At 40.6% G+C, this 11355-nt stretch carries 12 protein-coding genes; 5 read left to right on the top strand and 7 right to left on the bottom strand.

The genetic code is table 11. The features are described 5' to 3' along the window. Positions 1-119 precede the first annotated feature (119 nt). Both CYP51_RS01510 and CYP51_RS01505 read left to right on the top strand, forming a co-directional pair. The gene (locus CYP51_RS01510) at positions 120-491 is read left to right on the top strand and encodes a hypothetical protein (RefSeq protein WP_103559217.1); all 372 of its coding nucleotides are present in this window, start codon (positions 120-122) and stop codon (positions 489-491) included. Between the two features lie 256 nt (positions 492-747). Then, positions 748-1092 carry a hypothetical protein gene (locus CYP51_RS01505; protein WP_103624101.1) on the top strand — a complete coding sequence of 115 codons (345 nt, stop codon included), beginning with the start codon at positions 748-750 and terminating at the stop codon, positions 1090-1092. On the opposite strand, the gene CYP51_RS01500 is transcribed toward CYP51_RS01505, so the two are convergent. The 4 genes from CYP51_RS01500 to groES all read right to left on the bottom strand — a co-directional run bounded on the left by CYP51_RS01500 (position 1079) and on the right by groES (position 4721). Beyond that, positions 1079-1246, bottom strand: coding sequence for a hypothetical protein (locus tag CYP51_RS01500; protein WP_430516218.1), 168 nt, complete (start codon positions 1244-1246; stop codon positions 1079-1081). The genes CYP51_RS01505 and CYP51_RS01500 overlap by 14 nt on opposite strands. 41 nt (positions 1247-1287) lie before the next feature. Beyond that, on the bottom strand, positions 1288-2685 hold the full coding sequence (locus tag CYP51_RS01495) for a phosphomannomutase/phosphoglucomutase (protein WP_103624100.1): 1398 nt from the start codon (positions 2683-2685) through the stop codon (positions 1288-1290). Between the two features lie 123 nt (positions 2686-2808). Beyond that, entirely contained in the window at positions 2809-4443 is a 1635-nt protein-coding gene (gene groL, locus CYP51_RS01490) for a chaperonin GroEL (RefSeq protein ID WP_002940160.1), read from the bottom strand. A gap of 17 nt (positions 4444-4460) precedes the next feature. Continuing rightward, positions 4461-4721, bottom strand: coding sequence for a co-chaperone GroES (groES, locus tag CYP51_RS01485; RefSeq protein WP_087577938.1), 261 nt, complete (start codon positions 4719-4721; stop codon positions 4461-4463). Positions 4722-4889: 168 nt separating this feature from the next. Here groES and CYP51_RS01480 point away from each other — a divergent pair, with 168 nt between their 5' ends. The 3 genes from CYP51_RS01480 to CYP51_RS09745 are packed head-to-tail and all read left to right on the top strand — an operon-like array spanning position 4890 to position 8593. After that, positions 4890-7433, top strand: a complete 2544-nt coding sequence (locus tag CYP51_RS01480; RefSeq protein ID WP_103624099.1) for a tryptophanyl-tRNA synthetase — start codon at positions 4890-4892, stop codon at positions 7431-7433. Next, the gene (locus CYP51_RS09750; RefSeq protein WP_180997724.1) at positions 7434-8036 is read left to right on the top strand and encodes an MFS transporter; all 603 of its coding nucleotides are present in this window, start codon (positions 7434-7436) and stop codon (positions 8034-8036) included. Continuing rightward, a complete protein-coding gene (locus CYP51_RS09745; RefSeq protein WP_180997723.1) occupies positions 8033-8593 on the top strand; it encodes an MFS transporter in 561 nt (186 codons plus the stop codon). The genes CYP51_RS09750 and CYP51_RS09745 overlap by 4 nt, the downstream gene beginning before the upstream one ends. A 56-nt stretch (positions 8594-8649) precedes the next feature. On the opposite strand, the gene CYP51_RS01470 is transcribed toward CYP51_RS09745, so the two are convergent. The 3 genes from CYP51_RS01470 to uvrB all read right to left on the bottom strand — a co-directional run bounded on the left by CYP51_RS01470 (position 8650) and on the right by uvrB (position 11259). Continuing rightward, on the bottom strand, positions 8650-8796 hold the full coding sequence (locus CYP51_RS01470) for a PhzF family phenazine biosynthesis protein (protein ID WP_258032760.1): 147 nt from the start codon (positions 8794-8796) through the stop codon (positions 8650-8652). A 158-nt stretch (positions 8797-8954) separates the two neighbouring features. Further along, positions 8955-9266: a hypothetical protein gene (locus CYP51_RS09695; RefSeq protein WP_141089678.1), complete on the bottom strand. Its 312-nt coding sequence runs from the start codon at positions 9264-9266 to the stop codon at positions 8955-8957. A gap of 16 nt (positions 9267-9282) precedes the next feature. After that, entirely contained in the window at positions 9283-11259 is a 1977-nt protein-coding gene (gene uvrB / locus CYP51_RS01465; RefSeq protein WP_103624097.1) for an excinuclease ABC subunit UvrB, read from the bottom strand. Positions 11260-11355: the final 96 nt, after the last annotated feature.

Below are 11355 nucleotides of genomic sequence, written 5' to 3'. Positions count from 1 at the left end.
TCTACTAAATTTGAATATTGGGATAAACTCTTTAAAGAAAACAACCTCCAAGAATTTAAAAAAGAAACCCAGAATCTATCAAATGGCTAAAAATAAAAGCAATTTCAAGAAAAGAGCTTTTGTGTGATTTTATAAACATTATAGGCATAAAAACAAATATTAAAGGAAATAAAGGCAATAGTCTTTTTAAACTAATATATAAATCTGCTTTTTCTGATGACAAAATTAATCAATTTTTAAAAGATAAACATCTTGAAAAAATAGGAAAATTACCTGTAGATGACGTTAAAAATGAGCTTTATAAGCTGGAGACTTATAGATGGGGAGGAGACCATACAAATTCACTAGATAAATTTATTGTTAAATATTACGTTAAAGAGTTTTATAAATTTGAAGAGCTGGAAAGTAAACTAAAAACATCGATTTTATATACAGTGTCTGGTTATTTATATAACAGTTGGTATATAACCAATAGAGTAGCTATTCGATAGAGAATCTATTTTGTGAGCACAACAGTGTTATTCCAGCATCTGGCAAAATAAAAAATGTTGACTTTTTTATAAACAATACCCCTGTTGATTTAAAAGTCACATATATGCCTTCGGAAAAATTAAAGAACATTGGAAAACAATACACAAAGATACTACATCTGAAATATCATTCTTAAAAAGTAAAGCTAACGAACTAAATATAACATTTGACAAGAAAAGTAATGAAACATCTATTAGAGGCGTTACCTTATCTCAAATGAATGATATTGCAAAAAGTGACACTGGGGATCAACAAGTATTAAACGATTATCAAGATAAAATAAGAGATGTTTTTAAAAATATTAAAAAAGATAAAAAAGGATTAATAAAATGGCTTTATAAAAATCAAGGCGAGATGCGATTTTGGGCAGAAAATAGGTTGTTTGTGGTTTTATATGATAATAAAAATTATGCTGAATCGTGGAAACTAAAGCGAAATATAACTTTGTTATTTCCAGCGATAAATAGTTTTATAAACAATTTTAAACTTATTTCTATTGAATTTAAATTTAAAGGGAAAAATTATAAAACTAATTCAAATATAATTTTCATAAGTAACTAAAAATCTTTGTGTAGATGCTACATGATATCGTATAAATTTTCATTATGTGCCAAATTATTGGTCTATCACGTATTTCAACCATAGGTTTTGGTCCAACAGATATCTCCTCGGCGAGCCTAGTTTCAAAACCACCAGCCAATAATAATACTTTCATTAACTCTCCAATAGTAGATAATTTATATTAAGTTATTTTTTTTAATACATCACACTCATTAAAATTACACTAATCCTAGCTTGGATTTTATTTAAACTTTCCTCATCCTTGGCTTCAAATCTCGTAACGATAACCGGCGTCGTATTCGAGGCTCGCACCAGCGCCCAGCTGCCGTCCTCAAATCTCACTCTAACGCCGTCTATGTCGATGATTTCAGCTATTTTACCTAGGCCTGCTAGCAAATTTTGCGCGTCGCCCTTCTCATAAATTTCTACCAAAACCTCTTTTAGCTTTGCGACCAGCTTAAATTTTTGCGCGTCGGTCGTTTTTATCTTGATCTCGTCGGTGCTAAAGACCTTTGGCAGTTTATCTAGCTCGTCGTCTAGGTTAAAGCCCTTAGCCACAAGCTCTAGCGCGCGAAACATCGCATACGTCGCGTCGTCAAAGCCAAAATACCTCTCCTTAAAGAAAATATGCCCGCTCACCTCGGCCGCCATATCGATATTTAGCTCCTTCATCGCCTTTTTGATATTACTGTGGCCGGTTTTGCCCATGAAGCTTTTGCCGCCGTGCGCGTCAATCTCGTCGTACATATTTTGCGAGCATTTGACCTCGCCCAGCACCCTGGGATTTTTCATCGCAAGGCTATATAGATAGGCTAGTTCGTCGCCTTTTATGTTGCGTTTTTTGGTTAGAACCGCGATGCGGTCGCCGTCGCCGTCAAAACCAAATCCTATGTCGAATTTGCCCTTTAGCGCAGCCTTTAGATCGCTTAAATTTTTCTCCTCGCTAGGATCGGGGTGATGATTTGGGAAGTTTCCGTCGGGCTCTGGGTATAAAATTTGAGCGTCTAAATTTAACGCCTCGCAAATTTCGGGCAGAACCGCTCCGACCGCTCCGTTTGCGCAGTCGATGACGATTTTAAGCGGTAAGGCTTTTAAATGCGCAAACTGCTCTATAAGAAAATTTTTATAAGGCGTCGCGATGTCAAATTTTTCGGCTCTTAGATCATTCTGGATTTGCGTTTTTGCCGCGATGTCGTCTAGTACGGCGACTTTTAACTTTTGCAAATCCTCGCCGAAGTAACTATCCTTAAAAATCGTGATTTTAAAGCCGTTGTATTCTTTTGGATTATGAGAGCCGGTTATCATTATGTTTGCGTCAAATTTGTCCGTAAATACGCTAAAATACCCGACCGGCGTCGGTAGCAAACCGATATCGTAAACCTTGATCCCGGCTAAATTTAGCCCGCTAACTAACCAGCCGAAAATCTCGCCCGCGCTTAGTCTAGCGTCATATCCTACGCTAACATTTTTTGCGCCTCGGCGTAGCATTTCTCGGCCCAAATTTAACCCGATCGCCTTGACGCTTGTTTCGTTTAGATCGCGCTCATAAACGCCGCGTATATCGTATTCTCTAAAAATTTCATCATATTTCACTATAGGTTCTCCGTAAAAGAAAGCAAAATAATACTAGAATAAATTTAAAAAGCGGTAAAACTTGTAAAAGCAATTTTGAAGTATAAAAATTCGAGCTAGAAGGCTCTAGCTCGAAAAGGGCTGCTACATCATGCCGCCCATACCACCCATTCCGCCCATGTCAGGCATTGCAGGCATTGCTTTTTCTTCTTTTATCTCGCTGATAGTTGCCTCAGTTGTTAGTAGCAAGCTGGCCACGCTAACAGCATTTTGAAGCGCAACTCTCTCAACTTTTACTGGGTCGATGATACCAGCTTCAAACATATTTACATATTCGCCAGTTGCAGCGTTAAAGCCAAAATTTGCATCTTTGCTTGTCTCAACTGCATTTGCTACTACGCCTGCGTCAAAGCCAGCGTTCTCAGCGATTTGGCGAAGTGGAGCACGAAGCGCTCTTCTAACGATCTCAGCACCGATTGCCTCGTCACCTTGTAAATTTAAATTTACGCTCTTTGAAGCAAGGATAAGAGCTGAACCGCCACCTACTACGATGCCCTCTTCAACAGCTGCACGAGTAGCACTTAGAGCGTCATCTACGCGGTCTTTTTTCTCTTTCATCTCAGTCTCAGTCGCAGCACCTACTTTGATAACTGCCACGCCGCCGCTTAGTTTTGCAAGGCGCTCTTGAAGCTTTTCTTTGTCATAGTCGCTTGTAGTCTCAGCGATTTGCGCTTTGATCTGAGTGATTCTAGCGTCGATCGCTGACTTCTCGCCTGCGCCATTTACGATAGTTGTGTTATCTTTGTCGATAACTACGCTTGAAGCTTGTCCAAGGTCGTTTATAGTGGCACTCTCAAGTGTTCTGCCTAGCTCTTCACTGATAACTTCGCCACCTGTTAAGATAGCGATATCTTCAAGCATCGCTTTTCTTCTATCGCCAAAGCCAGGAGCTTTAACAGCTGAGATGTTTAGCACGCCACGAAGTTTGTTTACAACAAGCGTTGCAAGTGCCTCACCCTCGATATCTTCAGCGATGATTAAAAGTGGTTTGCCACTCTTTTGTACTTGCTCAAGCACTGGAAGCAGGTCTTTTAGATTTGTGATCTTCTTGTCAAATAGTAATATAAATGGATTGCTTAGCTCAACTTGCATCTTTTCAGGGTTTGTGATGAAGTATGGGCTTAGATATCCGCGGTCAAACTGCATACCCTCAACAACGCTTAGCTCGTCTTGGATAGACTTTGCCTCTTCCACTGTTATGACGCCGTCTTTGCCGACTTTTTCCATCGCATCAGCGATAAGTTTGCCAATGCTCTCGTCTGAGTTTGCAGAGATAGTAGCGATCTGAGCGATCTCTTTTGAGCCAGAAACTTTTTTAGAGATGTTTTTTAGTGCATCTATAAGAGCTGCTACTTCTTTATCCATGCCGCGTTTTACTTCGATAGGATTTGCGCCAGCAGTTACGTTTCTAAGACCCTCTTTAAATATCGCGTGAGCTAGCACAGTCGCTGTTGTAGTGCCGTCGCCTGCTTGGTCGTTTGTCTTGCTTGCTACTTCTCTAACTAGGCTTGCACCCATGTTTTCGATAGTATCTTTTAGCTCAACTTCTTTAGCCACGCTAACGCCGTCTTTTGTGATGTTTGGAGCGCCAAAGCTCTTTTGGATAAGGACATTTCTACCTCTTGGTCCCATTGTCACTTTCACAGCATCATTTAGTTTTTTTACGCCCTCATATAGGCGGTTTCTTGCATCATCAGAGTAAAAAATTTCTTTTGCCATTGTTTTTCCTTTTTAAATTATTTAATCACGCCTAAAACATCGTCGATGTTTAAAACAAGATATGTTTTATCATCTAAATTTATCTCAGTACCACCGTATTTTGCAAATACAACTTTATCACCAACTTTTACACCCTCTACTTCAGTACCAACTGCTTTTACCTCACCGCTTAAAGGTTTTTCTTTTGCGTTATCAGGTATAATAATGCCCGAAGCTGTGGTCTTTGTCTCCTCTACGCGTTCGACTAGAACACGCTTGCCTAATGGTTGAAAGTTCATTGTTCATCCTTTTGGTTTAATTGTCTTTTTTAGCACTCTTTATTTTTGAGTGATGAGATCCTAGCACTTTTTTCTAAAAAAGTCAATAATTTATAGTTAAATTTTATTGAAACTTTAGTCACTTGCACTAAAGTTTTATGATATGTAAAACTAATATAAAGGAAATTTATGAAAAAAATAGCCTATTTAGTAGTGGCTTTGGGGCTGATAATCCTTTGCATTTTTGGCTTTATCCTTAGCTCTTTTGGTAATAAATTTATAGCCAATAAAATAGAAAAAGAGGCACTCGCTCGTGGGATAGATGTCAAATTTAAAGACTTTAGCCTTGGACTTAGCACGCTAAATTTAGAAGCGACCGTGATGAATGCCATAAATTTAAAGGCAAATGGCGAGCTTTCACTACTTGCTCAAAATATGAATTTGAACATAGATATAGACGCCGACAAGTCGAAAGCTAGCAAGCTTGGATTAAAAAAAGATGTCGCTCTTAAGGCAAATGTGGCTGGTAAATTTAGCGACTTTAAATTAGCGGCAACTGGCACGGCGCTTGGCTCAAACATAAATTTAAACGCAAATTTAAAAGACTACCTGCCAAAAGCTCTAAATCTTGACGCTAAAAATATCGAACTTTCTGAGATATCAGCCCTAGCTCAAAAGCCAAATTTAGCTAGCGGCAAGCTTGATCTAACGAGCAACATGCAGGGGGTTGATGAGAAAAATGAGCCCATCATTAACGCTCAAATTTTAGCAAGCGATGCAGCGATAAACAAAGAAATTCTTAAAAACAAATTTGGACTAAATTTAGCAAAAGATATAAACTTTAAAGGCGGTGTAAATGCTAAATTTGCAAATAAAAAAGTGAGCGCAAAAACCATTATCATCGCACCTGAAGCCACTTTAAAAGCAAATGAGACGACTTATAATCTAGCTAGCAAAAATTTAAAGAGCGACTTTTCTATGAATGTGCCTGATCTTGCCCTTTTTGGCAAGCTCTTAAATCAACAACTAAGTGGCTCTGTGGACGCAAACGGCGAAATTACAATGCAAGAAAATGCCCTTCAAAACCTAAAAGCTGAGATAAACGGCCTTGGCGGCAAGATAAATGCAAATTTTGATAGCAAAAACTTAGCCCTAAATGCAACTAGCATCAAACTAAAAGAGCTTCTAGCGCTTGCTTTGCAGCCTAGCTACGCAGACGGGCAGATAAATTTAAATGCAAATTTTAGCGGCTTTGACGAGCTAAAAAAGCTTGTAGGCGAGGCTAAATTTGAGATAAAAAATGGCTTTATAAATAAAGAGTTAGCAAAGCTTAAAAATGCGGCGAAATTTGAGCTAAAAGGCGGCGCCACAGCAAAAGGTGAGCTTGTAAATTTTGACGCAAACGTACTTAGCGATCTTGGCGAGCTAAAGGATGTAAGGGGCATTTATGACCTAAAAAACAGTCAAATTTTTAGCAAATTTGCCCTGCTCATTAGCGACCCTGAGAAATTTAAAGCGGTTAGTGGCTTTGAGGTGAGCTCAAAGATGGTGCTTGCGGGCGATGTGAAGGTAAAAGAGAGCAAGATAGATGAGTTAAATTTAGACGGCGATGCCTTTGCTGGCAAGTTAAACGCTACCATAAAAAATGAAAATCTTGATCTTAACCTAAAAGAGGCGCAGTTAGGAGAAATTTTAGCACTTAGTGGCAATGATAGGCTGGTAAATGCTAAGACAAATGTCCAAGCAAAGGGGCAAAATATCTTTAACAAAAGCCCAAGCATCACCGCAACGATCACTTTAAATGATGGCAAATTTAACGCCACAGCACTTAACAAAATGCTTGATAAAAAATTCCCTGAAAATGAGAAATTTAGCTCAAATTTGAGCCTAAATTACAAAGGCGACATGGCAAAATTTAGTGGCGACTTTCTTAGCTCGCTTGCTGATATAAAGGGCATAGATGGCAGTTTTGATGTGGGCAAAAGCACGCTAAGCTTAAAGCTTCAAGCGGTAGTTTCGGAGCTAAATAAGCTTGCATTTTTAGCTGGTCGCGAGCTTCACGGTAAATTTGCAGCGCTGATTACCGCAAATGGCAAAGTAGACGATCTAGCCATAAAAGCCACTTCAGATGATCTATTTAAGGGCAAACTCGAGGCTAACTACAAAGCTGGCACGCTTGATGCTGTGCTAAAAAACTTTGAGGTAAAGGGACTAACGCAGACTTTAGGGCTAGAGCACCTTTATGATGGCAACGGCGATGCTAAATTTGACTACGAAACGAAGCAAAAGCTCGGCAAATTTGACATCTTGCTAAAAGAGGGCCACCTAGCCAGTACAAATCTCACAAACAATATAAAAATCTTCACCGGCAAGGATATCACAAAAGAAATTTACAAAGACGGCAAAATTTACGGCGATATAAAGGGCGATAACGTCGTTTTTAACGTAAATTTAAGCTCTCCAAAAAGCGACATAAAGGTTGCAAACGGCACTTATAATACCGCAACAAAAATGCTTAATGCGCCGCTTGTTTTCAGGCTAGAAAAGACCGATCTAAACGTGCAAATTTCAGGCACGACAGATAATCTAAAATACGATGTCAGATCGCAATATCTTGAAAATAAGGTCAAAAAAGAGATAGGTAGATTTTTAGATAAAAAGCTGGGCAAAGATGATGAAGGCGCAAACGGCGAAAAGCAAAATTTAAAAGGGCTTTTAAAGGGGCTATTTTAGATGAAAAAGGCGGAAAATTTAAAGTATCTAATGGGGCTTGGGCACTTTTGTAGCGACATAAACCAAAGTGCGCTTGGTGCGATGCTGCCATTTTTCATCGCTAGCTACCACTACGACTACGCCACAGCCGCCTCGCTCGTGACCGCCACAAATTTAGCAAGCTCGCTCATCCAACCGCTGATCGGCCGCCTAAGCGACAAAAAAGAGCTTCCCTACGTCATCCCGCTTGGGCTGCTGTTAGCGGGCGGGGGCATGAGCCTAACTGGCTTTGTCACAAACTACTACCTCATCTTGGTCTGCGTGATGATAAGCGGTATCGGCGCCGCTCTTTTTCACCCAAGTGCCGCAAGGATCGTAAACTATGCATCAAACGCCAAAAATAGAGCCAAAAGCATAAGCATATTTTCTTTTGGAGGTAATGTCGGCTTTGCAGTTGGGCCCATTTTAGTCGCAGTTTTTGTGGGAAATTTTGGCCTAAAAGGGACTCTGATCTTTGTAATCCCTCAAATTTTACTAACACTTTTATACCTTAAAAAGGGCAAATTTATAAAAGCGCTCGAGGGCAATCACAAAAAGCAAATTTCACAAAAAATAGTGCTTTGAAAGACGATTTGGGCGCGTTTTTAAGGCTTTGCGTCTGTATATTTTCACGCTCGATTGTCGCTTTTGGCTTTTCAGCATTTTTTAGCATCTACCTCATCAAAATTTTTGGCCTTAGCAAAGAGGCTGCAAATATAAATTTAAGCCTCTTTTTTGCTGCAGGTGCTATCTCTACGCTATTTGGCGGAGTGCTAGCGGATAGATATGGCCTAGTTAGACTCATCAAAATAAGCCTAAGCATCGCCGCACCGCTAGTCGTGCTAATGCTTTTTATCGACAGCTACGCGCTATTTCTCGCGGCCTCCATCTGCGTGAGTGCCTGCATCAGCCTATCTTTTAGCCCCTCGATCGCCCTTGCGCAGCTTTATTTGCCAAATCAGATCGGCCTAGCCTCAGGCGTAACACTTGGCCTTAGTATAACTATCGGCGGCATATTCGCAACAGTCATCGGCAAGATCGCTGACATCTTTAGCCTAACGCACTCATTTTACTTTATTGCCGCAGTCTCACTTGTCTGCGCGGTGTCAAGCTACTTCTTAAAGCCAGTTAGCAGAGCTTAAATTTATAAAATAGCCCACTAACAGCGTAGAAAAGAATACAGCCTTTCTGCCAAGCATCAACCTGCCGTCATCCTTGAGCTACAAGCGGTCTCGCTACCTCTTTTTGATGCATGAAGTGATACGATCTTGCTTTTACCAAGCTGCTTTACCAAAAAAGGCACCAGATAACAATGTCCCGAGCCACAGACCGTATCCTCTGCCACGCCCAACTTTGGAGTAAAGCTACGATAGAGGCAATCAAATTTCTCGACCCTAGAGCTAATTTTGCAAATTTTACTTTTCGGGCTTTAAATTTTGTTGAGCAGGCAAAATTTGATACGAGCTAGAATTTAGGCAAAACTTGTCAAAGAGAGAAAAATTTTTACTTCTCTATAAAGGCAAAGCTAAGCTTAAAGATACAAAAACCAAGCAATAGTTTTTGGTCAGCGGTATTTTGTAGTAGATTTAGATAGTAAGTAAATTTTAAAATTTGACAACCAAATATAAAAGTAAAGTATCTTGTGATGATTTTAAATACTACGAAGAAATTTTCGACCGAAGATAGGACAAATAAATTTAAGCCACCAAGACAAGAAAATTTTTGTTTTAGACAAGGCGGATGAACAAAAACGAGGGAGTGTATATATGATACGTGACCGAAGTTTGAAGCGATATCCAACGCAGTATAAAACAAAAAGGGCTTGTCTTTTTTATAGTTTTCTCATCTTTGCTATTTCATCTCTTAGCGCTGCCGCCTTCTCAAACTCCAGCTGCGCCGCCGCTTCAAGCATCTGTTTTCTTAGCTCTTTTACGATCGAGGCTCGCTCGCTAGCTGGCATCTTTTCTAAATTTTTACCACGCTTATAAATTTCGCCATCATCTTCGACGTGCAAGCTCTCTTCGATATTTCTGCTAGCAGAGTGCGGCGTTATGCCGTGAGCTTTGTTGTATTCATCTTGAAATTTACGCCTAGCAGTCGTCGTATCGATGGCCTCTTTCATGGATTTTGTTACCTTTTTGGCAAACATTAATACCTTGCCATTTACATTTCTAGCCGCGCGCCCCATCGTCTGTATAAGGCTCGTGGTCGAGCGCAAAAAGCCCTCTTTATCGGCGTCCATTATCGCTATCAGGCTCACTTCAGGCAGGTCAAGCCCCTCACGAAGCAAATTTATGCCTATTAGCATGTCAAATTCGCCACTTCTAAGCCCTCTAATGATCTCATTTCGCTCGATCGCGTCGATGTCTGAGTGCATATACTTGACCTTTATGCCAAGCTCGATGTAGTAGCGGCTTAGCTCCTCGGCCATCTTTTTAGTTAGCACCGTAACCAGCACACGCTCACCTCTTGCGATGACCGCCTTTGCCTCGTCAAACAGTGCCTCAACTTGATTGTCACTATCTTTTATCTCAATCAAAGGATCAAGCAGCCCCGTAGGACGCAAAATTTGCTCATATACGTGCCCCTGGCTGATACCAAGCTCATACTCGTTTGGCGTGGCTGAAACAAAGAGAAATTTCGCCTTTTTGCTTATAAACTCGTCAAATTTAAGCGGCCTGTTATCAAGCGCTGATGGCAAACGAAATCCATACTCCACAAGTACCTCTTTACGGCTCCTGTCACCCGCGTACATACCCCTAAACTGCGGCAAACTCACGTGGCTCTCATCGACGATAACCAGATAGTCTTTGCCGCTTATCTCAAAGTAGTCAAACATCGAGTACGGCGTCTCTCCGGGCTTTTGACCAGTTAGGTGGCGCGCGTAGTTTTCGATGCCCTTGCACATGCCCGTGCTTGCCATCATCTCAAGGTCAAACTCCACCCTTTGCTTTAGTCTCTGCGCCTCTACTAGCTTGCCCTGCTCGTTAAATTCTTTTAAGCGCGCATCAAGCTCCTCTTCGATCTCTTTCATCGCGATCTTTAGCCTATCAGAACCCACTATGAACTGGCTTGTCGCATAAAGCGTAAATTTAGAGATATCCTTTAGCCTTTTGTTATCAAGCACGTCAAAATGATACATTGCATCGATCTCATCACCGAAAAACTCGACCCTTAGGGCTTCGTCGTTATAGTAAGCTGGATAAATATCCACCACATCGCCATTTACACGAAAATCCCCCCTGTCAAAGTAGTTGTCATTGCGTTTATAGCCCATATCCACAAGCTGCTCTAAAAGCTTTCTTTGGCTTATCTTCTCCCCTACGCTAAGATATGCCACCATCCCTTTATACTCGCTTGGGTTACCAAGGCCGTAGTTTGCAGAGACTGAGGCCACACAGATCACATCATCAAAGCTTAGCAAGCTAGCCGTCGCAGAGAGGCGCAAGCGCTCAAGTTCCTCATTTACCGAGCTATCCTTTTCTATATATAGGTCGCTTCTTGGGATATAGGCCTCTGGCTGGTAGTAGTCGTAGTAGCTTATGAAGTACTCGACATGGTTTTTTGGGAAAAAGCCCTTAAATTCGCTATAAAGCTGCGCGGCAAGGGATTTGTTATGCGTCATGATAAGCGTTGGCATATTTAGCTCACGTATGACGTTTGCCATGGTAAAAGTCTTGCCAGATCCTGTCACACCTAGAAGAGTTTGGTATTTATTGCCTGATTTTATACTTTTTACTATCTCTTTTATCGCTCTTGCTTGGTCGCTACTTGGGCTAAATTTAGATGAAATTTCAAATTTACTCATTGATTGCCTTTAAATTTGGGCGAATTTTATAGCAAAGATAGTGCTTTGTCAAATAAGAATTTTAATAAGAATTTAGCCTCTGCGTGTTAGAATACG

This window comes from Campylobacter concisus, from assembly GCF_002912895.1.
GTDB classification, from domain to species: Bacteria; Campylobacterota; Campylobacteria; order Campylobacterales; family Campylobacteraceae; genus Campylobacter_A; species Campylobacter_A concisus_G.
Note: the sequence above shows the minus strand (reverse complement) of the source record. Positions and strands in the feature narration are given on the sequence as shown.

Coding starts and splice junctions, on each gene's coding strand:
- groES (WP_087577938.1), bottom strand. CDS start 4,721: ATGAACTTTCAACCATTAGGCAAGCGTGTTCTAGTCGAACGCGTAGAG.
- CYP51_RS09750 (WP_180997724.1), top strand. CDS start 7,434: ATGAAAAAGGCGGAAAATTTAAAGTATCTAATGGGGCTTGGGCACTTT.
- CYP51_RS01505 (WP_103624101.1), top strand. CDS start 748: ATGAATGATATTGCAAAAAGTGACACTGGGGATCAACAAGTATTAAAC.
- uvrB (WP_103624097.1), bottom strand. CDS start 11,259: ATGAGTAAATTTGAAATTTCATCTAAATTTAGCCCAAGTAGCGACCAA.
- CYP51_RS01500 (WP_430516218.1), bottom strand. CDS start 1,246: ATGAAAGTATTATTATTGGCTGGTGGTTTTGAAACTAGGCTCGCCGAG.
- CYP51_RS01480 (WP_103624099.1), top strand. CDS start 4,890: ATGAAAAAAATAGCCTATTTAGTAGTGGCTTTGGGGCTGATAATCCTT.
- groL (WP_002940160.1), bottom strand. CDS start 4,443: ATGGCAAAAGAAATTTTTTACTCTGATGATGCAAGAAACCGCCTATAT.